This is a genomic window from uncultured Nocardioides sp. (genome assembly GCF_947489365.1).
Taxonomy (GTDB): Bacteria; Actinomycetota; Actinomycetes; order Propionibacteriales; family Nocardioidaceae; genus Nocardioides.
In genome coordinates this window covers 632,708-656,218 of record NZ_CANLDB010000001.1, presented here as the reverse complement: position 1 = coordinate 656,218, position 23,511 = coordinate 632,708, and the positions used below count along the sequence as shown (strand labels likewise).

General features: G+C 74.1%; 22 protein-coding genes. 9 read left to right on the top strand and 13 right to left on the bottom strand.

What is annotated here, in order from left to right; genetic code table 11:
- Positions 1 to 2: 2 nt before the first annotated feature.
- From Q0858_RS03130 to Q0858_RS03115, 4 genes are read right to left on the bottom strand one after another with little or no spacing between them, the layout of a single operon-like run.
- The gene (locus Q0858_RS03130) at positions 3 to 1,721 is read right to left on the bottom strand and encodes a sodium:proton antiporter (RefSeq protein ID WP_299051022.1); all 1,719 of its coding nucleotides are present in this window, start codon (positions 1,719 to 1,721) and stop codon (positions 3 to 5) included.
- 10 nt (positions 1,722 to 1,731) lie between these two features.
- Positions 1,732 to 2,214, bottom strand: a complete 483-nt coding sequence (locus tag Q0858_RS03125; RefSeq protein ID WP_299051019.1) for a hypothetical protein — start codon at positions 2,212 to 2,214, stop codon at positions 1,732 to 1,734.
- Between the two features lie 32 nt (positions 2,215 to 2,246).
- Positions 2,247 to 3,014: a hypothetical protein gene (locus tag Q0858_RS03120; RefSeq protein ID WP_299051018.1), complete on the bottom strand. Its 768-nt coding sequence runs from the start codon at positions 3,012 to 3,014 to the stop codon at positions 2,247 to 2,249.
- Complete coding sequence (locus Q0858_RS03115; protein WP_299051017.1) at positions 3,011 to 3,496, bottom strand: SigE family RNA polymerase sigma factor; 486 nt, start codon at positions 3,494 to 3,496, stop codon at positions 3,011 to 3,013. The genes Q0858_RS03120 and Q0858_RS03115 overlap by 4 nt, the downstream gene beginning before the upstream one ends.
- A gap of 98 nt (positions 3,497 to 3,594) precedes the next feature.
- Here Q0858_RS03115 and Q0858_RS03110 point away from each other — a divergent pair, with 98 nt between their 5' ends.
- Both Q0858_RS03110 and Q0858_RS03105 read left to right on the top strand, forming a co-directional pair.
- Positions 3,595 to 4,491, top strand: coding sequence for an NAD(P)-dependent oxidoreductase (locus Q0858_RS03110; protein ID WP_299051015.1), 897 nt, complete (start codon positions 3,595 to 3,597; stop codon positions 4,489 to 4,491).
- Between the two features lie 11 nt (positions 4,492 to 4,502).
- A complete protein-coding gene (locus tag Q0858_RS03105; protein ID WP_299051012.1) occupies positions 4,503 to 4,856 on the top strand; it encodes a TraR/DksA C4-type zinc finger protein in 354 nt (117 codons plus the stop codon).
- On the opposite strand, the gene Q0858_RS03100 is transcribed toward Q0858_RS03105, so the two are convergent.
- Both Q0858_RS03100 and solA read right to left on the bottom strand, forming a co-directional pair.
- Positions 4,807 to 6,057, bottom strand: a complete 1,251-nt coding sequence (locus tag Q0858_RS03100) for an aromatic ring-hydroxylating dioxygenase subunit alpha (RefSeq protein WP_299051009.1) — start codon at positions 6,055 to 6,057, stop codon at positions 4,807 to 4,809. The two genes, Q0858_RS03105 and Q0858_RS03100, sit on opposite strands and share 50 nt — an antisense overlap.
- Positions 6,050 to 7,237, bottom strand: coding sequence for an N-methyl-L-tryptophan oxidase (gene solA, locus Q0858_RS03095; protein ID WP_299051006.1), 1,188 nt, complete (start codon positions 7,235 to 7,237; stop codon positions 6,050 to 6,052). The genes Q0858_RS03100 and solA overlap by 8 nt, the downstream gene beginning before the upstream one ends.
- A gap of 80 nt (positions 7,238 to 7,317) precedes the next feature.
- Here solA and Q0858_RS03090 point away from each other — a divergent pair, with 80 nt between their 5' ends.
- The gene (locus Q0858_RS03090; RefSeq protein ID WP_299051003.1) at positions 7,318 to 8,256 is read left to right on the top strand and encodes a LysR substrate-binding domain-containing protein; all 939 of its coding nucleotides are present in this window, start codon (positions 7,318 to 7,320) and stop codon (positions 8,254 to 8,256) included.
- Positions 8,253 to 9,461 (top strand): FAD-dependent monooxygenase, encoded by a 1,209-nt coding sequence (locus tag Q0858_RS03085; RefSeq protein WP_299051000.1) that lies wholly within the window; start codon positions 8,253 to 8,255, stop codon positions 9,459 to 9,461. Before Q0858_RS03090 ends, Q0858_RS03085 begins: the two co-directional genes overlap by 4 nt.
- A gap of 16 nt (positions 9,462 to 9,477) precedes the next feature.
- Here Q0858_RS03085 and Q0858_RS03080 read toward each other — a convergent pair whose 3' ends face one another.
- Together Q0858_RS03080 and Q0858_RS03075 are read right to left on the bottom strand one after the other, a co-directional pair.
- Positions 9,478 to 9,969: a nucleoside deaminase gene (locus Q0858_RS03080; protein ID WP_299050999.1), complete on the bottom strand. Its 492-nt coding sequence runs from the start codon at positions 9,967 to 9,969 to the stop codon at positions 9,478 to 9,480.
- Positions 9,970 to 10,054: 85 nt separating this feature from the next.
- Positions 10,055 to 10,936 carry an NAD(P)H-binding protein gene (locus Q0858_RS03075; RefSeq protein ID WP_299050996.1) on the bottom strand — a complete coding sequence of 294 codons (882 nt, stop codon included), beginning with the start codon at positions 10,934 to 10,936 and terminating at the stop codon, positions 10,055 to 10,057.
- A 62-nt stretch (positions 10,937 to 10,998) separates the two neighbouring features.
- On the opposite strand from Q0858_RS03075, the gene Q0858_RS03070 reads away from it, so the two are divergent.
- The 4 genes from Q0858_RS03070 to Q0858_RS03055 all read left to right on the top strand — a co-directional run bounded on the left by Q0858_RS03070 (position 10,999) and on the right by Q0858_RS03055 (position 14,739).
- Positions 10,999 to 11,697 carry a WYL domain-containing protein gene (locus Q0858_RS03070; RefSeq protein WP_299050994.1) on the top strand — a complete coding sequence of 233 codons (699 nt, stop codon included), beginning with the start codon at positions 10,999 to 11,001 and terminating at the stop codon, positions 11,695 to 11,697.
- A 92-nt stretch (positions 11,698 to 11,789) separates the two neighbouring features.
- The gene (locus tag Q0858_RS03065) at positions 11,790 to 12,689 is read left to right on the top strand and encodes a hypothetical protein (RefSeq protein ID WP_299050992.1); all 900 of its coding nucleotides are present in this window, start codon (positions 11,790 to 11,792) and stop codon (positions 12,687 to 12,689) included.
- Positions 12,690 to 12,724: 35 nt separating this feature from the next.
- Positions 12,725 to 14,107 (top strand): histidine kinase, encoded by a 1,383-nt coding sequence (locus Q0858_RS03060; RefSeq protein WP_299050990.1) that lies wholly within the window; start codon positions 12,725 to 12,727, stop codon positions 14,105 to 14,107.
- The gene (locus tag Q0858_RS03055) at positions 14,104 to 14,739 is read left to right on the top strand and encodes a response regulator transcription factor (protein ID WP_299050988.1); all 636 of its coding nucleotides are present in this window, start codon (positions 14,104 to 14,106) and stop codon (positions 14,737 to 14,739) included. Before Q0858_RS03060 ends, Q0858_RS03055 begins: the two co-directional genes overlap by 4 nt.
- A 114-nt stretch (positions 14,740 to 14,853) precedes the next feature.
- On the opposite strand, the gene Q0858_RS03050 is transcribed toward Q0858_RS03055, so the two are convergent.
- Positions 14,854 to 16,293, bottom strand: a complete 1,440-nt coding sequence (locus Q0858_RS03050) for an NAD(P)/FAD-dependent oxidoreductase (RefSeq protein WP_299050985.1) — start codon at positions 16,291 to 16,293, stop codon at positions 14,854 to 14,856.
- Between the two features lie 27 nt (positions 16,294 to 16,320).
- Positions 16,321 to 17,820, bottom strand: coding sequence for an ABC-F family ATP-binding cassette domain-containing protein (locus Q0858_RS03045; protein ID WP_299050982.1), 1,500 nt, complete (start codon positions 17,818 to 17,820; stop codon positions 16,321 to 16,323).
- 543 nt (positions 17,821 to 18,363) lie between these two features.
- Here Q0858_RS03045 and Q0858_RS03040 point away from each other — a divergent pair.
- Positions 18,364 to 19,695: a reverse transcriptase family protein gene (locus Q0858_RS03040; protein ID WP_299050979.1), complete on the top strand. Its 1,332-nt coding sequence runs from the start codon at positions 18,364 to 18,366 to the stop codon at positions 19,693 to 19,695.
- Between the two features lie 62 nt (positions 19,696 to 19,757).
- On the opposite strand, the gene Q0858_RS03035 is transcribed toward Q0858_RS03040, so the two are convergent.
- The 3 genes from Q0858_RS03035 to lpdA are packed head-to-tail and all read right to left on the bottom strand — an operon-like array spanning position 19,758 to position 23,365.
- A complete protein-coding gene (locus Q0858_RS03035; RefSeq protein WP_299050976.1) occupies positions 19,758 to 20,558 on the bottom strand; it encodes a siderophore-interacting protein in 801 nt (266 codons plus the stop codon).
- Between the two features lie 6 nt (positions 20,559 to 20,564).
- Positions 20,565 to 21,962: an NAD(P)H-quinone dehydrogenase gene (locus Q0858_RS03030; protein WP_299050973.1), complete on the bottom strand. Its 1,398-nt coding sequence runs from the start codon at positions 21,960 to 21,962 to the stop codon at positions 20,565 to 20,567.
- Positions 21,963 to 21,973: 11 nt separating this feature from the next.
- Entirely contained in the window at positions 21,974 to 23,365 is a 1,392-nt protein-coding gene (gene lpdA, locus Q0858_RS03025; RefSeq protein ID WP_299050970.1) for a dihydrolipoyl dehydrogenase, read from the bottom strand.
- Positions 23,366 to 23,511: the final 146 nt, after the last annotated feature.

Below are 23,511 nucleotides of genomic sequence, written 5' to 3'. Positions count from 1 at the left end.
GGTCACAGGCCCGGCTGCAGCCGCTGCTCCATCGCGTCGAGGAGCGACTCCACCCGGCGGTACGTCGCGGTCGGGTAGGCACCGACCCGACGCTCGGACGCCAGCGCGTCCCGCATCGCGTCGAGGTACACCCGCTGGATGCCGAGGCTCTGCTCGATCGCCCCGGCGGGCGCCGTACGACGCTCGTTCACGCCGGCGACGAGCCGGGGCAGCACCCGGTCCTTGATCGTCGCGGCCACCTCGGGGTCGACGGGACTCCCGTCGACCTCGAGGTCCTCCGGCGGACCCACGGTCTCCAGCGCCGAGGACCCGACCTGACGCAGCAGCGCGTGGACGGCGTCCCGCTGGTCCTCGGCGCTGGCGGCCTCGATGCCGGTACGACGGATGACCGCCGGGAGCGTGAGCCCGAACGCCACCAGGGTGACCAGCGCGACCAGGAACGCGGCCAGGACGACGGTCCCCCGCTGCGGGACGTCCTCCGGGATGGTCTGGACCGCCGCCACCGTGACGACGCCCCGCATCCCGGCCCACGCGATGACGAGCATCCCCCGTCCGGTGAGGGGCTCCCGCTCCTCGAAGTCCACGTCGGCCCGGCTCCGCGCGAGCCGGGTCCGCGCCCAGCGGACCCGCTTCTCCTGCCGGCCACCGTCGGTCGCGAGAGCGTCGAGGCGCTCCTCGAAGGCGTCGAACCGGTCCCGCAGCTGCTGGTGCGCCTCCCCGCGGCCACCCCGGACGAGGAGCGCCGGCCAGGCCAGCCCCAGGAACCGCAGCACCACCAGCAGCGCGAGGACCAGCGCCACCAGCCCGGTCATCTGGGCCGCCGTGGTCTCGCCCTGCACGTCCGCGACGAGCTCCGGCAGCTGGTAGCCCATCGCCAGGAACACCGCGGACTCGAGCACGAAGCTGACGGTGGTCCACGTCGTCCCCTGCGTCTGCCGGTCCTCGGCGCTGAACCGGTGGCTGCCCTGCGATCCCGTGACCAACCCGGCGACCACCACCGCCAGGACGCCGGACGCCTCCACCGACTCCGCCGGCACGTAGGCGAGGAACGGGACGGCGAACGAGATCGCCGTGTTCAGCACCGGGTCGTCGAGGCGCTGGCGCAGCCGCACCGTGAGGACGCCGACGACGCCACCGACCAGCCCGGCCCCGATGACCGCCCACACGAACTCGAGCGCGGTCCCGCCGAGCGAGAACCCGCCGGCGACGGCCAGCGCGGCCACGGCGGTCCGCAGGACGACGAGCGCCGAGGCGTCGTTGACGAGGCTCTCGCCCTCGAGCACGGTCATCACCCGCGGCGGCAGCCCGAGCCGCCGTCCCACCGCGGTCGCCGCGACCGCGTCCGTGGGGCTGACGACCGCGCCGAGCGCGACGGCCAGCGGCAGGGAGACGTCGGGGAAGACGAGGTGGACGACGACGCCGATGGCCACGGCCTGGACGACGACCATGACCACCGCGAGCCAGGAGATCAGCCCGAGGTTGCGACGTACGTCGGTGACCGGGAGGTTGACCGCGGACGAGTACAGCAGCAGCGGGAGCACGCCGGCGAGCACCAGGTCGGGGTCGGGCCGGACGACGGGCGCCCCCGGCACGTAGCTGACCGCGATGCCCAGCCCGACGAGCAGCAGGGGCGCCGCGACGCCCGTGCGCCGCGAGAACACCGACGCCGCGATCATGATCGCCAGCGCCGCCCCGGCCACGAGCAGCACCTCGTGGCTCATCGGGCCGCCCTCATCCGACGGCGAGGCCCCGCTCGTCGTGGACGACGTCCGGCCACGGCCGGCGCGCCTGCGCGAGCGTCCGCTCGACCTCCGCCAGGACGTCCTCGGTCGCGTCACGGACCTCGGCCGCGGCGTCGGCGCCGATGCGGTCGTCCAGCGTCGTCAGCAGGTCGCGGGTCCACCCGACCGGGTCGTCGACCATGGTCACCTCGAAGCTGCGGTCGCCGGGCTCCCCGTCGGACATCGTCGGGTGCCAGTGCATGCGGTCGGCCTTGCCCGGGGCGGACTCCAGCAGGTCGACCCGCAGCACGGCCGACCCCAGCGTCATCGCCGGGGAGGAGTAGATCGAGCCCGTCGTCGACCAGGACAGCGGCCGCACCTCGAGGCGTACGCCGCGCTCCCGGACGTCAGGCTCCCCCGCCAGGGCCGGGTCGGCGAAGTCGACGAGGGTGACGGTGACGGCGGTGTCGGTGAAGGTCCAGGCGCGCTCCATGGCTCCATCCTGGCCCCTGGCACCGACGGTCGTCAGTAGCCCCGCACGGTGGCGGCGACCACGTCGGCGAGCGCCTGGGTGGGGGCGTCGACCACGACGACACGGTCACGGCACAGGGTCGCCGACCACCCGCCCTCCCCGTCGGGCTCGGCGGGCGACCGACCCGGCTCGCAGTCGGGGAAGCCGTCGAGCAGGCGGACCTCGACCCGGGGGTCGTCCGGCACCTGCGCGGTGACCTCGCCGTACTCGTCGGAGACGGTCTCGGTCTCCCAGCCGGTCACCTCGGCGGCAGGGGTGCCGCCGGGGCGCGCGGAGGCCAGGACCCGGCGGACCGTGGCAGCGGACCGCACGTCCACGGAGATCATCGTGTCCCCCACGAGCACCTGGCCGACGACGCTGTCGATGCCGGCCCTGACCCGGCCCTGCGCCCGCTCACGATCACGGCGGTCGGCGGGGTAGGTGAACAGGCCGTTCTCCGGCCAGTCCTCGGGGAGGTCGATCTCGAGCCTGTTCCTCCCGCCCTCCGAGAGGGTCACCGTGCGCCAGCCGCCCTCGAGGGTCCGCTCGCCCGACGGGGAGTCGGACACCCCGACCTCGCCTCCGGTGCTCCCGAGGAGCCCGGGCACGACCGCGATCAGGGCCACGACCGCCGCGACGAGGACGCCGGCGCTCCAGGCGGTCGTCGTCGTCCGGCGCGTACGACGTCGCGCCCGCACCCGCGCCGCCAGCCCGGCGGCGGTGGGGGCGTCGTACGCCGCCCGGGTGAGGCCGTCGCGCAGGCGGGTCTCGAGGTCGGTCATCGGACGTCCTCCAGGGTGGCGACCTGCATGCGCAGTGCGGCGATCCCGCGGGAGACCCGCGAGCGCACGGTCCCCTCACGGACGCCGGCCAGGGCCGCGATCTCGGCGTACGTCAGGTCCTCGTAGAAGCGCAGCACCACCGCCGCGCGCTGGTCGGCGGGCAGGGCGAGGCAGGCGCGCCACAGCGCGTCGTCGCGGGGCTCGACCGGCTCGAGGTGGCCGGTCCGGTGGACCTGCTCGACGGGCGTCTCCCGCTTGCGCCAGCGCCGCCACCACGAGGTGTGGGCGTTGACGACCATCCGGCGCACGTAGGCGTCGACGTCGTCCGCGGCGGCGATGCGGTCCCAGCGCGGCAGGGCGCGGACCAGGACGTCCTGGACGACGTCCTCCGCGTCCGTCCTGCTGCCGGTGAGCAGGTAGGCCAGCCGCAGCAGGGCGTCGCCGCGCCGCTCGACCCACGCGTCGAAGTCCGGACCGCTCACACCCCTACGACGCACGGGACCCCCGATCTGTTGCGAGGAGTCTCGTCAGCGGCTCCCGGTCGGGAACACGGTGGGCGCGCGGCGCCGTTGGGACCACCATGCGCATCTTCTTCACCGGTGGGACCGGCAAGGCCGGCAAGTACGTCGTCGAGCACCTCCTCGAGCAGGGGCACCAGGTCACGAACGCCGACCTCGAGCCCCTCGGCCTCGACGGCGTCGACGACCTGCGGGTCGACCTGACGGACGTGGGCCAGGTGTACTCGGCGCTGACCGCGCCCTCCAACCAGGGACAGCTCGACGCCGAGCCGTACAACCCGCCGTACGACGCGGTCGTGCACTTCGCCGCGATCCCGCGGCCGATGCTCGAGAGCGACTCCGAGACCTTCCGGACCAACATCCTCGCCCACTACAACGTGCTCGAGGCGGCCACGCGGCTCGGGATCCGCAAGGTCCTGTTCGCCTCGTCGGAGACGACGTACGGGATCTGCTTCGCCCAGGGCGACCGCAAGCCGCTCTACGTGCCGGTCGACGAGGAGCACCCCACGGTCCCCGAGGACTCCTACGCGATGTCGAAGGTCGCCGGCGAGGCCGTGGCGCAGTCCTTCCAGCAGCGCACCGGCGCCGACATCTACGGCCTGCGGATCAACAACGTGATCGAGCCGCACGAGTACGAGGAGTACTTCGGCGACTACCTGAAGGACCCCTCGCTGCGCCGCCGCAACGTGTTCGCCTACATCGACACCCGCGACCTCGCGCAGCTGGTGCGCCGGGCCCTCGAGACCGACGGCCTCGGCTACGAGGTGTTCAACGTCGCGAACGCCGACATGTCGGTGGCCGCGAAGACCGACGAGATCCTCCGCGACTTCTACGAGGGCGTCGAGGTCCGCCGCGAGCTCGGTCCGGACGAGACCTTCTACTCGATCGAGAAGGCGCGCCGGGTGCTCGGTTACTCCCCCGAGCACTCGTGGCGCGACGTGCTCGCCGACCCGCGCTGAGCCGGGGCTCCGTGGCGGCGGACGACGGGGCGCGCGCCCGGCTGGGGGCCGAGCGCGAGCAGACGCTCGCCCGCCTGCGCACGCTGACCGAGGAGTACGACGCCGTCGTCGCCGCCTCCCGCGACACCAACGCCGACGACGAGCACGACCCGGAGGGCGCGACGATCGCGTTCGAGCGCTCCCAGGTCGGCTCGCTCGCCACTCGTGCGCGACGGCACCTCGAGGAGGTCGACGCCGCGCTGGCTCGCCTCGACGCGGGGACGTACGGCACCTGCGAGACGTGCGGCGGCCCGATCGCCGGGGCGCGGCTCGAGGTCAGGCCGACGGCGCGCTCGTGCGTGGGGTGCGTGGCCCGGAGCCGGTGAGCCGCCGCAGGTACCAGTCGAGGAAGTGCTGGACCGACGCCTCCACCACCGGCGACAGCGGGCCCGGGAGGTAGCCGCGGGACCGGATGCCGGCCGCGTTGGCCTCGCACAGCTCCCAGTCCTGCTCGCTGGTCGCCGTCCACACCGTCGTCAGCCGCTCGAGGTCGACGTCGGAGTCCTCCGCGTCGGCGTCGACCAGGAAGCACACCTCGACGTCCGTGCGGTCGACCCCGACCGGGGTCAGGCGGGTGGTCATCGCGTAGTCGAGGTTCGCGTGCGCCCACATCGTCGGCAGCGTGATGAGCCGCAGGCTTCCCGGCGAGGGACCCACCTCCCCCATCGGTGGCGCGACGGGCGCGCCGTCCATCGACTCGGTGACGAACCCGTCGCGCAGCGGCAGCCGGCTCACCCGGAAGCTCTCGCCGTCGGGGAAGCTGACGTCCGCGGGCTGGAGGCCGTCGGACCGCCACCGGTCGTACGCCGTCGCCAGCGCGTCGTCGTAGGAGTCGTTGCGCCGCGGGTCGCCGTGGCTGCCGAACTCGAAGTTCGACTCGAGGAACTCCGGGTGGTTGCTGCGGCAGTGGTAGCACTCGCGGTTGTTCTCGACGAGCGTCTTCCAGTTCGCCCGCACCGAGTACGACGCCCGGTGCACGACCCGTGCCGACTCCAGGCGGTGGGGCCCGAGCTGCGCGGCGACGGCCGTAGCCATCGGCGCGAAGGACGGCGGCTCCTCGGCGAGCGACACGAACACGAGCCCGGCGAGCTCCCGGACGGCGACCGCCCCGAGCCGGACGCCGCCCTTGGCGAACCCGTCGCCCATGAGCCGGGCCGCCCGCAGCTGCCCGTCGAGACCGTAGGTCCACTGGTGGTACGGGCACATCAGCGCCCGGACCTGTCCCCGCGGCTCGTCGCGGATCCGGGAGCCGCGGTGGCGGCAGACGTTGTGGTGGGCGTGCAGGACGCCCTCGGTATCGCGGACCACGATGACGGAGTCGTCGCCGATCTCGAAGAGCAGGTACTGACCGGGCTCGGTGACCTCGCAGGTGTGGCCGGCGAAGAGCCAGCCCTCGAGGAAGACGGTCTCGAGCTCGAGGGCGAGGACCCGCTCGTCGACGTAGTACGACGCGGGCAGGCTCCACCCGGGGGTGGTGGGGGCCAGGGTCAGCTGTGCGGACGGGGGTGCGATCGAGAGCTCAGACATGGAAGGTCGCCGTGTACTCCGGGTCGGTGAGGGCGGGGCGGTCGAGACGGAAGTCGTCGAGCGGGTGCTCGCTCTTGCCGCGCAGGGCGAGGTCGGTGAGGACCTGCCCGATCAGGCTCGCGAACTTGTAGGCGTGCCCGGCCCCGACGGCGACGGTGACGCCGCGGTGCTCGGGCAGCGTGTCGAGGACGAAGTGCTGGTCGGGCGGCACGGTGTAGAGGCAGGTCTTCGTGTAGAGCCGTGGGCCCGCGAAGTCCGGGAGGTGCTCGGCGAGGAACGCCAGCTGACGCTCCTCGCGCACCGGGTCGGGGGTGAAGGTGCGGGTCTCGGCCGTGACCGGGTGGCCACCGTTGTGCTGCCCGAGCTTGGTCGCGACCTCGCCGTGGACGGGGAAGCCGTAGAAGTTGTCCGCCCCGTGCCACATGAAGACCGGGAACCGGTCCGGTGCGAACTGCCGCAGGTGCGGGGTGGCGTAGTAGGTGACCTGCTCCTGGGTGACCGTGAGCGGCAGCTGTCGGCCGAGACCGGCGAGGAGCCGGTTGGTCCACGCGTCGGCGGTGATCACGACCCGCTCGGCGACGTACGTCTCCTCGGCGGCCACGACCTCGACGTGCGGCCCGCTGGGTCGTACGGCGAGCACGGGCGTCCCGTCCAGGACGGTGGCGCCGGCGGCGCGGGCGAGAGCGACGTGGACGGCGTTCGCCTTGGCGGCGTCGACGATGCCGGACTCGGCCTGGTGGATCCCCCGCTCGGAGCCGCTCAGCCGGAACTGCGGCCACCGGCGCGTGATCTCGTCGGCGTCGAGCAGCTCGTGCTCGACGCCGTGGCGGCGCATGACGTCGACGTACCCGGCGATGTTGCGGGTGCCGGTGGCCACGCCCTCGCGGGCGGCGACGTCCTCGATCACCAGCCCGCCGGTGCGGGTGAGGAGCTGCACGCCGGAGGCCTCCTCGACCGCGTGCCAGGCGTCGTACGCCGCGGGGGCGAGGTCGGCGTACGCGTCCTGGTGCTGGGCGTGCCGGATGATGCGGGAGTGGTCCTGGGAGGCGCCCCGGTCGTGGCCGAGCGCGAACTGCTCGAGGCCGAGGACGGCGCCGCCGGCCTCCTGCGCGAGCCAGTGGAGCGCCGCCGAGCCGAGGCCGCCGCAGCCGATGACGACGATCGGGAAGTCGCGGTTCATGCGTCCACCCTCACCGGTGCCGGTCGATCACGACAGCAGATCGTCAGACGCGTCTTGACTCCTTCCATAGGTTTCGACTGATGGATGTCGACACCCGGCGGTTGCGGGTCTTCCTGGCCGTCGCCGAGGAGCTGCACTTCAGCCGCGCCGCCGAGCGGCTGCACCTGAGCCAGCCCGCCCTCAGCCAGCAGGTGCGCCTGCTCGAGCGCGACCTGGGCGTCGCGCTCTTCACCCGGACGAGCCGGCAGGTCGGGCTCACGCTCGCCGGCGAGGCCCTGCAGCAGGCGGCGCCGCGGGTGCTGCACGAGCTGGACCGCGCGGTGGAGGCGGCCCGGCAGGCCGCGCACGGGATCACGGGCCGGCTCACGATCGGCTCGGTGCGGACGGGGCTGGCGAGCGTGCTGCCCGAGGTGATGCGGGCGTTCACCGTCGACCACCCGCACGTGCGGTTCGACCTCGTGCACATGGACACCGCGCTGCAGCTGCGCGCCCTGGCCGACCGCAGCATCGACGTCGGCATCGTCCGCGCCGCGGCCCCGACCCCGGGCCTGGTCGTGGAGCCGCTGGTCGCCGAGCCCCTCGTGCTCGCCCTGCCGGCCGACCACCGGTTGTCCTCGTCCGCCTCCCCGGACGGGGCGATCGACCCGCGCGAGCTGGCCGACGAGCTCTTCGTCAGCTGGCCGCGCCACCTCGGCGTGGAGTTCTCCGACATCGTCGTGGCCTACTGCCGCGAGCACGGGTTCAGCCCGCGGGTGGTCAGCGAGGGAGGTGACATCGACACCCAGCTGGCGCTGGTCGCGGCGGGGTTCGGGGTGTCCCTCCAGCCCGCGTTCTACGCCCGCGCCAGCCCGGCCGGGGTGGTCTTCCGGCCGCTGCAGGGCTCACCCCCGCAGGTGGCGCTGCAGGTCGCCTGGCGCCGCGACGGCGCGCCCGCGGTCGTCGCGCAGTTCGTCGAGACGGCCCGACGGTGGAGGGACGACGAGGCGGGCTTGGCGCCCCGGGGAGGATCGCAGGCATGAGCCGACGAGTCCTGGTCACCGGCGGCAGCATCGCGGGCGCAGCCTCCGCGTTCTGGCTGGCGAGGGTCGGCTTCGCCGTGACCGTGCTGGAGAGCGCACCCGCGTTCCGGCCGGGCGGACAGAACATCGACGTCCGCGCCACCGGCCGCGAGGCGCTGCGCCGGATGGGCCTCGAGGGCGCCGTCCGCGCTCGCAACACCGGCGAGGTCGGCACCCGCTTCGTGGACGGCGACGGCACGGTGGTCTCCGAGTTCGGCGTCGACACCGCGGAGGGCTCCGAGGGGCCCACGGCCGAGCTCGAGATCCTCCGCGGCGCGCTGGCCCAGGTCGTCATGGACGCCTGCGAGGACTCCGTCGCGTGGCGGTACGGCGACCGCGTCACCGCCGTCACCCAGCGCGACGGCGGCGGCGTCGAGGTGTCCTACGAGACCGGCGACGACGAGACGTACGACCTCCTCGTCGTCGCCGAGGGCGTCGGCTCCCGCACCCGCGAGCTCGTCTTCGGCGGGGAGGCCCAGGAGCGGACGCTCGGCATGTACTCGGCGTACGGGACCATCCCCCGCACCCCCGGCGACGACGACTTCTGGAACGTCTTCCACGCCCCCGGGTCCCGCCAGGCGGCGCTGCGGCCCGACGACGAGGGCACGATCCGGGCCAACCTCAACTTCCTCGCCGACTCCCCCGTCCTCGACGGCCTCGACGACGAGCAGACGCGCGCGGCGCTGCGGGAGCGGTTCGCCGACGCGGGCTGGCAGGTCCCCCGCATCCTCGACGGCTTCGACGCCGCCGACGACCTGTACGTCGACTGGCTGCGCCAGGTCCGCGTGCCGACCTGGCACCGCGGGTCGGTCGTGCTCACCGGCGACGCCGCCTGGTGCGTCACCCCGATCGGCGGGGGCGGCGCCTCGCTGGCGATCGCGGGCGCCTACGTCCTCGCGGCGTACCTCTCCGCCGCCGACGGCACCCCCGCCGGCGACGAGGCCGCGTTCACGGCGTACGACGCCTGGATGCGCCCGCTCGTGGAGGACGCGCAGGACCTGCCCCGCGGCGTCCCCCGTCTCGCGGCCCCGAAGACCGCCCTCGGCGTGGGTGCGCTGCGCCTCGCGACCAAGGTCGCCGCCTCCAAGCCGGTCAAGACCGTGGCGCAGAAGGTCACCGGCGGCCCGCAGTCGACGAGGCAGCTGCCGGACCTCGTGGAGGCCTAGCCCGTCCGACCCCGGCTCAGCCGTTCCTGGTCGTCCACCGCCGGAACGGCTCGACGGGCTCCGGGCCGCCGTCGGCCTCGCCGCGGACGGCGGGGAGGTTCCGGTCGGCGGGCGCCTTGGCGTACTCGTCGTAGAACGTCGCCAGGGTCATGTAGCGGCCGCCGTCCTCGTAGTGCTGGTCCTCCTCCTCGCGCGACGCGGCGTACACGACCCGCTCGGGTGCGGCGTAGTAGAGCGCGCCGAGGCACATCGGGCAGGGGTAGGCGGTGACGTAGACGTCGCAGCCGGTCAGGTCGGTGCGCCCCGCGGCGGCGAGCTCGCGGATCGCGGTGATCTCGGCGTGGGCGGACATGTCACCGGACTGGCTGACCTGGTTCGTCGCCTCGTGGAGGACCTCGCCGGAGGTGGCGTCCACGACGAGGCAGGCGAACGGCTTGCCGCCGGCCTCGACGTTCTCCAGGGCGAGGTCGAGCGAGCGGCGGACGAGGTCGGGGCGGGGATCGGTCACGGGGAGGGGGTACCCCGGCCACCCCGCGTGAAGTGTGTCGATCCGCTGTCGTCCTGGCGACAGTGAATCGACACACTTCGCGGGCTCAGCGCAGGAGCGGGCGCAGCACGTCGTACGCCCAGGCGTCGAGCGTGGTCGGCGTGGTCGTGGTGGCGTCGCGGACCTGCTCGGGGACGAAGCCGTCACGCAGCCCCGTCGACATCCCCAGGACGGCCTCGACGTGCCCCGGCGCCAGCCCCACGCCGAGCAGGGTCGCGCGCAGGTCGTCGTCCGCGACCCGGCGGGCGACCACACGATGACCGGTCGCGGCGGACACCCGCGCGAGCGCGTCGTCCCAGGAGAGGTCCTCGGGTCCGTGCACCGCCCGCACGTGACGCCCCGACCAGTCGTCGCGCAGCAGCCACCCGGCCGCCACCCGGGCGATGTCGGTGGGCGCGACCCAGGGCATCGGCCGGTCGATCGGGAGCAGGACGGCGACCTCTCCGGAGCGCAGGTCGTCGAGCTGCAGCAGCAAGTTGGAGAAGAAGAAACCGCAGCGCAGGTGCATGACTGCGGCGCCGGTGGCGTCGAGTCGCTCCTCGACCCGCGCCAGCCCGTCGATCTCCCCGGCGCCGTGTCGGAGCTCGGCGCCGACGCTGCTCTGCAGCACGACCCGGGCCACGCCGTGCTGCTCGACGGCCGCGGCGACCCCGGCGCCGATCCGCTCGTACGCCGCGACCGGGTCCTCGGCGGGCACCGACGGGACCGTGAGGTGCAGCGCGTCGACGCCGTCCAGGACCGCCCCGGTGGCGGCCTCGTCGGTGAGGTCGACGACGCGGGTGTCGACGTGGTCGGCCAGCGCGTCCTCCACGCTCCCGGCGCGGTGCGTCAGCGCCCGGGGGCGTACGCCGGCGCGCACCAGGTCGGCCAGCAGATGTCGTCCGACGTGGCCGGAGGGCGCGGTGAGGGCGAGGGTCGAAGCACTCATCGCATCGACGGTAACGCTAGACGTGGCCGGATCCTGACCACATCCGGTGGCATCCTGAGTCGGTGGAGACCGACGTCGCCGCGAGGACCCTGGAGCTGCTGACGCTGCTCTCGTCCCGCCCCACCTGGGGCGCAGCCGAGCTGGCGGAGCGCCTCGGCACGAGCCCGCGCACGCTGCGCCGCGACGTACGACGACTGAGCGCGCTCGGCTACGAGGTGCGGGGCGTGCCGGGGCCGGGCGGGCACTATCGGCTGGAGCCCGGGGCCCGGCTGCCCCCGTTGCTGTTCACCGACGACGAGGTCGTGGCCCTCGTGGCCGGGCTGCGGTCCGTCGAGCGTGGACCCACCGCCGAGCCCGCCGCCCGCGCGATGACGAAGCTGCGGCAGGTCCTCCCCCGCCGGCTGGCGACACTCGCGGACGACGCAGCCGCCGCCAGCGAGGCGGTCACGCTCGACCGCGACGCCGGCTTCCTCCTCGGCCCGGTCACGGCCGCAGCCGCCGCGAATCGGGAGATCCGGTTCGCCTACACCGACCGGCACGGTCGCGGCACGCGGCGCCACGTCGACTCGCTGCGCTGCGTCCTGGTCGAGGGTCGCTGGAGCGTCCTGGCGTGGGACCACGACCGTGAGGACTGGCGGTTCTTCCTGCTCGACCGGGTGGCCGACCTCGACGTGGGCGGGCACGCACCGCGGCGCGAGCCGCCCGCGGAGGACCTCGCGGAGTGGCTGCGCTCCGACTTCGGCCGGGCCGGACGGGCCTGAGGAGGTACTAGGACCATCGATCACCTGGCGACTCCGACCGCGACTCCGATGGGCTGTGCAGGACACAGACCGTTCCTCCCATCGGAGACACCATGACCCGCAGCACCACCCGCCGCTCCCGCCTCGTGACCCTGGGCGTCGGCGCCCTGGTGACCACCCTGGCCGTGCTCGCCACGGCGTCCCCCGCCTCCGCCTCCCGCAAGGGCGGCGGGGAGGACGAGGGCGAGGGCGGTGGGTCGAAGGCCGCCGCGGGCGACTACGCGGTCACCGTCAACGGGACGACGTACGACCCGGCCCGGGGGAAGGACCTGAAGCTCGCGAAGGTCGCCGTCGGCGGTCCGATCACGGTGAGCGGCCTCAACACCCGCTTCACCATCGACCCCTCGACGCTGGGTGTGTACGACTACACCCTCACCGGTGCCGCAGCCCCCGACCGGATGGTCACGAAGCCCACCGTCGTCTTCGCCTCGAAGGTCCCGAGCCTCACCGCCGCGCAGCGCCGCAGCCCCTCGCTCACGAAGCTCGAGATCCGTGACGGCTCGCTCGTCGCGATCCTCGGCACCGCAGCCGGCAAGCTGAAGGTCCAGGCGAAGGACGCCCCCCAGGGCGGCATCTTCCAGATGGAGCCCGAGTTCGGCAGCCCGGTCGAGATCACCCACACCCTCGGGGCCGGGCTGTTCTACTTCACCAACCCGTACACGCAGAAGATCAACTTCGGGGACGGCGTCGCGGCGGTCCCCTCCGGCGCCGGGGCGCACCAGATGCTGCTCGGCAAGGACAGCCCGCAGGTCGCGACCAAGCTCGAGCAAACCGCGACGACGACCCGCTGGTCCGTCGCGTCCGGCGGCCGCATGGGCGGCGTGCTCGGCGAGGACGCCGTCGAGCTGTCCCAGGGCGCGACGAGCTGCACCAGCCAGTGCCAGGCCCAGAACCGCATCCGCGGCTCCGTGCCCGTCCCGCCCGACCCGACCGACCCCACCCCGCTCCCCTGAGCGTCGAGCAGGCTGCCGGGGCCGATACTGACCTCGTGCAGACACCCGTCCCCCCGCCGTGGCGGCGCCTCTCCGAGGGGCGCGCGCCGCGGCGGGCGGACGCGGGCGTCCGCCCGGGCCGGGTGTACGCCGGCGTCGTCGCCGCCACGCTGGCGGTGCTGGTCGCGGTGTCGGTGCTCGGCGCCTGGGCGGCCCGCCGCGAGGGCGAGGCCGAGGGCGTGGCCGGGACCGCCCGTCGTACCGAGATCCTGGCGGACGCCGTCGTCGAGCCCGCCCTGACCGACGGGGTCCTCGACGGGGACCCCGCCGCCCTGACCCGCCTCGACGAGGCGGTCCGCTCGCAGGTCCTGGGCCACGACATCGTCCGGACCAAGCTGTGGGCCGCCGACGGCACGATCGTCTACTCCGACGAGGAGCGCCTGGTCGGCGAGCAGTACGACCTCGACACCGAGGAGCGCGAGGCGATCGCCGAGGGCGCGGACGGCGTCGGGACCGGGGCCGAGATCAGCGACCTCGAGGAGCCGGAGAACGTCTACGAGCGCGGGCAGGGCCGCCTGCTCGAGGTCTACCACCCGGTCCGCACGCCGGACGGCGAGGTGCTCCTGTTCGAGACCTACGCGCCGTACTCGCTGGTCACCGACCGTGGCGCGGAGATCTGGCGGGGCTTCGCGGCGATCGTCGTCGTCAGCCTCGTCGGCCTCGTGCTCCTGCTGCTGCCGATCTTCTGGCGGCTGCTGGGCCACCTGCGCCGCGGCCGTGACGAGCGCGAGCTGCTCCTGCAGGCCGCCCTCGACGCCTCCGACGCGGAGCGCCGCCGCATCGCCGCCACACTGCACGACGGGCCGGTCCAGGAGCTGGCCGCGACGTCGTACGTCGTCTCCGGTGCCGCCTCGCGGGCTGCTGCGTCGGGCGACCGCGAGCTGGCGACATCGCTGGACGGGGCGGCGGACGCCGTCCGCGCCGGCATCGGCGGCCTGCGCTCGCTGCTGGTCGACATCTACCCCGCCAGCCTCGACGGCGCGGCCCTCGAGCAGGCTCTGACCGACCTGGGTGCGGGACTGAGGGGCCGCGACGTCGCCGTCCGTCTCGACGTCGACACCTCCGCCGCCGAGGCCCTCGACGGCGAGCGGGCGCAGCTGATCTTCGGCGTCGCCCGCGAGACCCTGCGCAACGCCGCGACCCACGCCTGCTGCAGCCTCGTCGAGGTGAGCCTCACGCAGGACCCGGCGACCGGCCACGTCGTGCTGAGGGTCGCCGACGACGGACGCGGCTTCGACCTCGACGCCGCGCTCGACCACCCGGAGCCCGGCCACTTCGGCCTGAGGCTCCTCATGGACGCCGCGTCAGCGCAGGACGCGACCCTCGACGTCGCCACCGGGCCCACCGGGACGACCTGGTGCCTGGAGGTGGCCCCGTGACGGCAGACGTGCGGCGCGTGCTGCTGGTGGACGACCACCGCCTGGTCCGCGCGGGCCTCGCCGGGCTGGTCGCCGGCGACGACGGCCTCGAGGTGTGCGGCGAGGCCGCGGACGGCGTCCAGGCCATCGCCCTGGCCGCCTCCAGCGACCCGGACGTGATCCTGATGGACCTGTCCATGCCGGTGATGGACGGCGTCGCCGCGACCCGGGCGATCCTCACCGACGCCCCGGACACCCGGATCCTCGTGCTCACCAGCTTCGCCGACCACGACCGGGTCCGGGAGGCCCTGGCGGCGGGGGCGGTCGGCTACCTGCTGAAGGACTCCGAGCCCGGCGCGCTGCTCGCCGCCGTCCGCGCCGCAGCCGACGGCCAGGTCCCCCTCGACCCCCGCGTCGCCGGGGCGCTCCTGCCCGGCGCCACGCCGTCGCCATCGGGGTCCGCCGTCGACCTCAGCCGCCGCGAGCGCGAGGTCCTCGACCTCGTCGGCGAGGGGCTGGCCAACAAGCAGATCGCCCGCCGCCTGGGCATCACCGAGCGCACCGTCAAGGCCCACGTCGGCAGCATCTTCCGCCGCATCGGCGTCGCCGACCGGACCTCCGCCGCCCTCTGGGCCCGCGACCACCCGGCCTGACGCTCACCCGATCTCGTGGCTCGGCCGTGGCCGGCCTCGCACCTCCCGGTGGTCGAGCAGCACGCGAGCCCTGGCGAGCGCGCGTCGTCGAGACCCGGTGGGCGTGGTTCTACGTCAGCGTCGGGCGAGCCCGTCGAGCGCCGCGCCGGCGGCGTTCCAGCCGCAGAGGCCGTGGGCGCCGGGGCCGGGCGGGGTGACGGCGGAGCAGAGGTGGACCCCCGGCACGCCGGTGTCGTACGGCGAGAGGGTGGGGCGGGCGCCGTACGCGAGGCGCAGGGGGGTGACGAGCCCGGCGGCGATGTCGCCGCCGACCCAGTTGGGGTTCTCGGCGAACAGCTCCGCCGGTCCACGGACCGAGGTGGCGACGACACGGTCGGAGAACCCGGGCGCGTAGCCCTCGATGCGCGCGGTGAGCGCCGCGAGGGCGGCGTCGCCGTCGGCCCAGCCGGTCGGGACGTGGGCGTAGCAGTCGATCGGCACGGTCGAGCCGACGCAGCGGGAGGGATCCGCGAGGTACTGCTGGCCGAGCAGGACGTACGGCAGGTCCGGCAGGCGGCCCTTCTCGGCGTCCTTCTCCGCGCGGGTGGTGTCGGCGACGGTGCCGCCGAGGTGGAGCGTCCCGGCGCGGCGGGCGGGCTCGTAGGACCACGGGATGCCGCCGTCGACGGCGAAGGAGACCTGGAACGTCCCGGACCCGGTGGGCCAGCGCGAGTAGGCGCGCCGGGTCAGGGCGGGCGCGCGGTCGCCGAGGATCCGCAGCGCGTCGGCGGGGCCGGTGTCGAGCAGGACGAGGTCGGGCGAGCCGAGCTCGTCGAGCGAGGTGACGCGGCGGCCGGTCTCGACGCTGCCGCCGGCCTTCATCAGCAAGGAGGTCGTGGCGTCGACGATGCGGGCGGAGCCGCCGACGGCGACGGGCCAGCCGTACTTGTGGGCCGCCGTCCCGAGCATGAGCGCGATCGCCGACGACATCGGCACGGTGGGCGGGCGGAAGCCGTGGGTGGCGATGCCGGTCCACAGGGCACGGGCGCGCTCGGTGCGGAACTGCCTGGCCATCAGCGCCGCCGGCATGACCGCCTGGAGGCCGAAGCGCACCAGCCCGATCGGGTGCCGGGGCACGTGCAGCGGCGGCTTGAGGACGTCGACCGCGAGGTCGTCCCAGCCGTCGACGAGCGGGGCGAAGATCCGCCGCCACGTGGCGCCGTCCCGACCGAGGCCGTCGGCGGTCTCGTCGACCGAGAGGTACGCCGCCGCGCCACCCTGCGGGTCGACCGAGGTGTCGAGCGGGTGCGCGAACTGGATCTCGGGCCACGCCCACTCCACCCCGGCGGCCTCGAGGTCGACCTCGGCGGTGAACGGGTTGTCGATCAGCAGCGGGTGGAAGCCCGCGCCGAGGTCGTGGACGAGCCCGGGCACGGTGGCGCCGTCGTCCGAGCGCAGCCCGCCACCGAGCTCGTCGTACGCCTCGACGACGGTCACGCTCACCCCCGCCCCCGCGAGACGGAGGGCGGCGGCCATGCCGTTGGGGCCGGAGCCGACGACGACTGCAGTGGTCACGTCCGGACGGTACCCACGGCTCGGGGCTCACCGGCCTCCCAGCCGCAGCACCGGCCAGTCGGCGAGGTCGGCGAGCAGCTGCCGGTCGTGGGTCGCGACGACGACGGCCGCCGACGTCTCCCGGACGAAGGCCGTGAGCTCGTCGACCAGCGGCGCCGCGAGGTGGTTGGTCGGCTCGTCGAGCAGCAGCAGCTCCGGGCGCTGCGCCAGCAACCGCTCCAGGTGGCGACGGCGGGCCTGCCCGGCGGAGCGGGCGGTGACCGGCGTCTCCTGGCCGAGGTACGCCGTCTGGTCGACCGGCGGGCGCACCTCCCCCGTCGTCGGGGCCAGCGTCCCGGCGAGGACGGCGAGCAGCGTGGACTTCCCGGCGCCGTTGGGGCCGGTCACGAGGAGCTTGTCGCCCGCCTCGAGCCGGAGGTCGACCTCCTCGTCGAGCCGTTCGGCGACGGTGACACCCTCGGCGCGCGCCAGCACCCGGCCGGGCCGCGCCGTCAGGGTCGGCCACGACATCGTCGCCGGTGGGCGCGGCGCGGTGACCCGGTGGGCCTCGAGCCGCTCCCGGGCGCGGCGCACCTGCTGGACGACGCCCGGCGCGTGGGACTGCCGCTGGTGCTTGCCGGTGCCCTTGTCGGGCCGCCAGCCGGAGCCCAGCCGGCTGCGCGCCTGGTCCACCGCCTCGCTGAGGCGGGCATGCTCGGCGCGCTGGGCGTCGTACGTCTGCTGCCAGCGCTCCCGCTCCGTCCGGCGCCCGGCCCGCCACCCGTCGTACCCGCCGGAGAACAGGCGCGGTCGGCCGTCCATGGTCGGGTCGAGGTCGAGGATCTCCTCGGCGACCGCCCGCAGCAGCGCGCGGTCGTGGCTGACGACGAGGACGCCGCCGCGGTGGTCGCGGACCGCACCCTCGAGGAAGGCGAGCCCGTCGGCGTCGAGGTGGTTGGTGGGCTCGTCGAGCAGGAGGAGGTCGTAGGCGCCGCCGAGCACGCAGGCCAGCCGCACCCTCGACCGTTGGCCGACCGACAGGGTGGCCAGCGGACGGTCCCGGTCGGTGCACGCGTCGAGGCCGGCGAGCGCGACGTCGACGCGGCGCTCCGCGTCCCAGGCGTCGAGGCGTACGGCGGCCTCGAGCGCGGCGGCGTACGCGTCATCGGCTCCTGGCTCGTCGTCGGCGAGCCGGGTGGTGGCGTCGTCGAGCGCGGCCAGGGCGGCCAGCGGCTCCGCGACGGCCTCGGCGACGAGGGTGCGGACGGTGAGGCCGTCGGCGGCGTCGATGACCTGGCGGGCGACGGCGAGGCTGCCGGCGCGGGTCACCTCGCCGGCGTCCGGCTCGAGCTCCCCGGCGAGCGCGCGGACGAGGGTGGTCTTGCCGCGGCCGTTCTCGCCGACGACGGCGAGGCGTGAGCCGGCGGAGACGGTGACGTCGACGCCGGTGAGGACGGGGCGGCCGGCGACGGCGACCTCGAGGCCGCGCGCCCGGAGGTGGGCGGTCGCGCCGGCGGACGGGGACGGGGTGAGGACAGGGGTCTGCATCTGCTGCTCCACATCGTGTGGGTGGAGCCGGGCAGGTGTGCGCGCACGCAGGAGCACCGCCCGGCGGGGACACCGGGACGGCGGGCAGCGAGAGGGGTTCGGGCCGCGCCGTCAGGCGCGGGTGCGGAGCCTCATGGATGCGACGGACATGGCTCCAGGGTAGGGAGGCGCCGGCCGTCGACGCACCCGCTTTTCGCCGCCACCGGAGGTCGAGGTGCCCCGGAGCGAGGCACGAGCGCAGGGGCCACGAGACCCGCCGAGCCCGTCCGGCGTGCGTTCTCGCCGGAGTGTGGTGGATCAAATCCACCACACTCCCGTCTCACCCCCGGGCCGTAGGGTGCGCCCCGTGCGGCAGCGTCTGGTCGAGACGGCACCCTGGTGCGCGTCATCAGGGAGCTACCCCGGGGCTACCCCGGGGTCCACCGGTACGTCCGGGCACCACACCGCGCGCACGACGCTGCGCTCCGCTGCAGGTCCGCGCGCGCACGACGGGACAGGTCGAGCAGCGCTGCCGCACCCCGCCCTCCCCCGCCTGTCGGCCCCGTGAGGGCCGACCTCGCGCGGGCGCTCGCCGCGGGCTACCTCGCCGGCGACTGGACCCCGGAGGGCCTGACCGCCAGCGGCCGTGAGGTGCTGGGACGACGCCCGCAGTGGCTGACCGCCCTCGCCACCCAGGTGCACGCGCTCTACCCGCGCCCGCCGCACGACCGCCCCCGCGAGCTGGCCGCGGTCATCACGACCTGCCCCGCCGCGCAGAAGGCCGGCCGCGCCCGCGCCCGACGTCCGGCTGCTGCGCCGGTGACGCAGCCGGTGAGCCCGACCCGGATGCTCACCAACCGCTGGCGCCTCCCGGTGCTCGACGACCTCGGCGCCCTCGCCCGCTTCCTCGACCTGAACGCCGGCGAGCTCGACTGGTACGCCGACCCCAAGCGCCTCGCCCGCCGGACGAGCACCCCCGCGCTCCAGCACTACCGGGTCAGCCACGTCACCGCCCCGAGCGGCGCGATCCGCGTCCTGGAGGCACCGAAGGCCACGCTGAAGGAGATGCAGCGACGGTTGCTGGACGAGGTCCTCGGCGGCATCCCGCCCCACGACGCCGCCCGCGGGTTCCGCCCCGGCGGGTCGGCGCGCTCGTACGCCGCCCCGCACGCCGGGCAGGCCGTCGTCCTGCACCTCGACCTCGAGGCGTTCTTCGCGAGCGTCACGGTCGGCCGGGTGTACGGGCTGTTCCGCACCGCCGGCTACCCCGAGTCCGTCGCCCACGCGCTGGCCGGACTCACGACGAGCGTCCTGCCGCTGTCGGCGTGGCGAGCCGTCCCGAAGCCGCGCGACCCCGGCCTGGTCGACGCCCACTGGCGGCTCGGGCGCCGCCTCGCCGCACCCCACCTGCCGCAGGGCGCGCCCACCTCCCCAGCGCTGGCGAACCTCGCGGCGTACCGTCTCGACGTCCGCCTCACCGCGCTCGCCGCGTCGTGGGGCGGGCGCTACACCCGGTACGCCGACGACCTCGCCCTCTCCGGCGACCGCGGCTGGGGGCGCGGCACCTCGCGCCTGCTCGACGCGATCGAGGAGGTCGTGGTCGACGAGGGCTTCCGCCTGAACCCGCGCAAGACCGGCGTCATGCCGCGGGCCGGACGCCAGCAGCTGACCGGCCTGGTCGTCAACGACCGCCCGCGCGTCAGCCGCGCCGAGGTCGACCGCCTCCGCGCGATCCTCCACAACTGCGCCCGCCACGGCCCCGCCAGCCAGAACCGCGACGACCACCCGTCGTACGCCGAGCACCTGCGGGGCCGCATCGCCTGGGTCGCGCAGCACGACCGCACGCGCGGGGCGCGTCTCATCGCGGCGTGGGAGGCGGTGGACTGGTCGCGGTGAACCGTTGCACGCCGGATCTGACTCACCTGGTGGATCAGATCCGGTGCAGAACCAGCCGGGCTCTACGCGTCCTGCTCCATCGCCGCCACGAAGTCCTTCTTCACCGCGCGCCAGGCCTCGTCGTCCATGGTCCGCCGCCAGTACGGCGAGCACGACATGTCGGCGCGGCCCATGCCGACCTCGGTGAGCAGGTGCTTGCGGATCGCGCGGATCTCCTCCGCCTCGCCGTGCACGAAGGTGCAGACGTCGGCGCCGGCGGGGAGGTCGACCTCGCGCAGGGCGTCGACGAGCTCGGTGCCCGCGCCGTCGGCGGAGCGGTGCAGCCAGCGGACGTCGAGGTCGGCGTCCGTCGTCAGCGCCAGCTCGTGCTCGGGGCCGTCGCAGACGAGCAGCACCGTCAGCGGGCGGCCGGCGGGGACGACCTCGACCGAGGCGGCGATCGCGGGCAGGGCGGACTCGTCGCCGACCATCAGGTAGCGCTCGGCGTCCGGGCGCGGGCGGTAGCCGCCGCTGGGGCCCTGGAAGACCAGCACGTCACCGGGTGACGCCGCAGCCGCCCACGGCCCCGCGACACCGGCGTCCCCGTGGACGACGAAGTCGATCGTCAGCTCGCCGGAGGCGGCGTCCCAGGAGCGCACCGTGTAGCGCCGCCGCAGGGGCTGATCCTCGCGGGGCAGGTCGCGCAGCGCCTTCGGGTCGAAGACCGGCCCGTACGACGCCCCGGCTGGCGGGAAGGCCAGGTTGACGTAGGTGTCGGTGGGGTCGCCCTCAGGCATGGCGAAGCCGGTCAGGCCCTCCCCGCCGAGGACGACGCGGACCATGGACGGCGTCAGACGCGTCGCGGAGACGACCTCACCGTGCACGGGCGATCAGTCCTGGACCTGGTGGGCGCGGCGGGCGGCCTCGGCCACCGAGCCGGACAGCGACGGGTACACCGTGAAGTCCGCGGCGAGCTGGTCGGCGGTCAGCCGCTCGGAGACCGCGACCGAGATCGCGTGGATCAGCTCGGAGGCCCGCGGGGCGACGACGACGCCGCCGGCGACGGTCCCCGAGCCGGGACGGCAGAAGAGCTTCACGAAGCCGTCGCGGATGCCGAGCATCTTCGCGCGCGGGTTGCCGGCCAGCGGCAGCATCACGGCCTCGGCCGGGGTCTCCCCCGCGTCGACGGCGCGCTGGGTGATGCCGACGGTGGCGATCTCCGGGGAGGTGAAGACGTTCGAGGAGACCTTCAGCAGGTCCAGCGGCGACACGGCGTCGCCGAGGGCGTGGCGCATCGCGGTCCGGCCCTGCATGGCGGCCACCGACGCGAGCATGAGGACGCCGGTGCAGTCGCCGGCGGCGTACACGCCCCGGGCGGTGGTCCGCGAGACCTTGTCGACCTTCACGAAACCGCCGTCGTTCAGCTCGACGCCGGACTCCTGCAGACCCATGTCCGCGGTGTTCGGGACCGAGCCGAGCGCGAGGATGCAGTGGGAGGCCTCGACGGAGCGGCCGTCCGTCAGCGTCACCGTGACGGTGTCGCCGTCGCGAACGACGGACTCCATCCGGGACTTCGACAGCACCGTCATCCCGCGGCGGGTGAGGACCTCCTCGAGCACCTCCGCGGCGTCGGCGTCCTCGCTGGGGAGCACCCGGTCGCGGGAGGAGACGAGCGTGACGTCGACACCGAGGGCGAGGTACGCCGCGGCGAACTCGACACCGGTGACCCCGGAGCCGACGACGACGAGCTTCTCGGGGATCTCGTCGAGGTCGTAGACCTGCTCCCAGGTGAAGATCCGTTCGCCGTCCGGCTTCGCCGAGTCGAGCGTGCGGGGCGCGGCGCCGGTGGCGAGCAGGACAGCGTCCGCCTCGAGGCGCTCCTCGGAGCCGTCGTCCAGCGTCGCCACGACGGTCTCGGGCCCGTCGAGCCGACCGCGGCCGACGACGATCCGGATCTCCTCGCGCTCGACGCGGCGCAGGATGTCGGCGGACTGGTCGGCGGCGAGCTTCTTGACCCGCCGGTTGACCTTCGCGAGGTCGACGCGGAGGCTCTCCGCGGTGTCGCCCTCGTAGTCCTCCCACACCAGGCCGAGCTCGCCCGCGCTGCCGAGGTCCGTCATGAGCTCGGAGGTGGCGATGAGCGTCTTGGACGGGACGCAGTCGGTGAGGACGGCGGACCCACCGAGGCCGTCGGTGTCGACGACGGTGACCTCCGCGCCCAGCTGGGCGGCGACGAGCGCGGACTCGTACCCGCCCGGGCCTCCCCCGACGATGACGACGCGGCTCATGCGGTCCCTTCTCAGAGGTTGATCATGTGGCCGGCGATGCCTTCGACGGCTTCCTTGACCGACTCACCGAGCGTCGGGTGCGCGAAGATGTTGCGCGACACCTCGTCGGCGGTCAGGTCCCAGCGCTGCGCGAGCGTCAGCGCCGGCAGCAGCTCGGTCACGTCGGGCCCGATCATGTGGGCGCCGATGATCTCGTTGTGCTCGGCGTCGGCGACGATCTTCACGAAGCCGACCTCGTCGCCGAGACCCTTCGCCTTGCCGTTCGCCGAGAACGGGAACTTCGACGTCTTGACGTCGTACCCCTTCTCCTTCGCCTGCTCCTCGGAGTAGCCGAAGGAGGCGATCTGCGGCTGGCAGTACGTCGCCCGCGGGATCATGTCGAACTCGATCTCCATGGTCTCGGCATCCGCGATGGTCTCGGCCGCGACGACGCCCATGGCCTCGGCCGTGTGGGCCAGCATCAGCTTGCCGGTGACGTCGCCGATGGCGTAGACGCCCTCGACCGACGTACGACCGCGGCCGTCGACGGCGATCGCGCCGCGCTCGGTCATCTCGAGGCCGAGGTTGTCGAGGCCGTAGCCCTCGAGGCGGGGCGCGAAGCCGATGGCCTGCAGCACCTTGTCGGTCTCGATCGTCTCGGACTCGCCGTTCTTCGAGACGGTGACCTTCACCTTGTCGCCGGAGTCGTCGATCGACTCGACCTTCGTGGAGAGGCGGACGTCCACGCCCAGCTTCTTGTACTGCTTGAGGAGCTCCTTGGAGATCTCCGGGTCCTCGGTCGGCACCATGCGGTCGAGGAACTCGACGATGGTGACGTCGACGCCGAAGTTCTTCATGACGTAGGCGAACTCGACGCCGATCGCGCCGGAGCCGGCGATCACGACGGAGCCCGGCAGCTCGTCGGTGAGGATCTGCTCCTCGTAGGTCACGACCCGCTCGGACAGCTCGGTGCCCGGGATCAGCCGGGTGACCGCGCCCGCGGCGATGATGAGGGTGTCGCAGGTGTGCTCGGTCGTCTCGCCGTCCGAGCCCTTCACCGCGACCGTCCTCGGGTCCTTGATGGTGCCCCAGCCGTGCACCTCGGTGATCTTGTTCTTCTTCATCAGGTAGTGGACGCCCTTGACGATGGCGTCGCTCACCGAGCGGCTGCGGGCGTGGGTGGCGCCGAACTCCATCGTCACGTCACCCGAGATCCCGAACTTGTCCTTCTCGTGGGTGAGGATGTGCGACAGCTCCGCATTGCGCAGCAGCGCCTTCGACGGGATGCAGCCGACGTTGAGGCAGACCCCGCCCCAGTACTTCTCCTCGATCACGCCGACGCTCTTGCCGAGCTGGGAGGCGCGGATGGCGGCGACGTAGCCACCGGGGCCAGCGCCGAGGACGAGGACGTCGAAGTGGCTCACGCCTCCAGCCTATTGCGTCCCGGGCCGTCCTCCCCAAGCGGTCAGCCACAGGCGAACGGCAACGTGGACCGGCACCTGTGACCGTTCTGTGACCGAGACGGGGCTGACGCGCTCGCACGGACTCTGTTTAGGTAAGGCTTACCTGA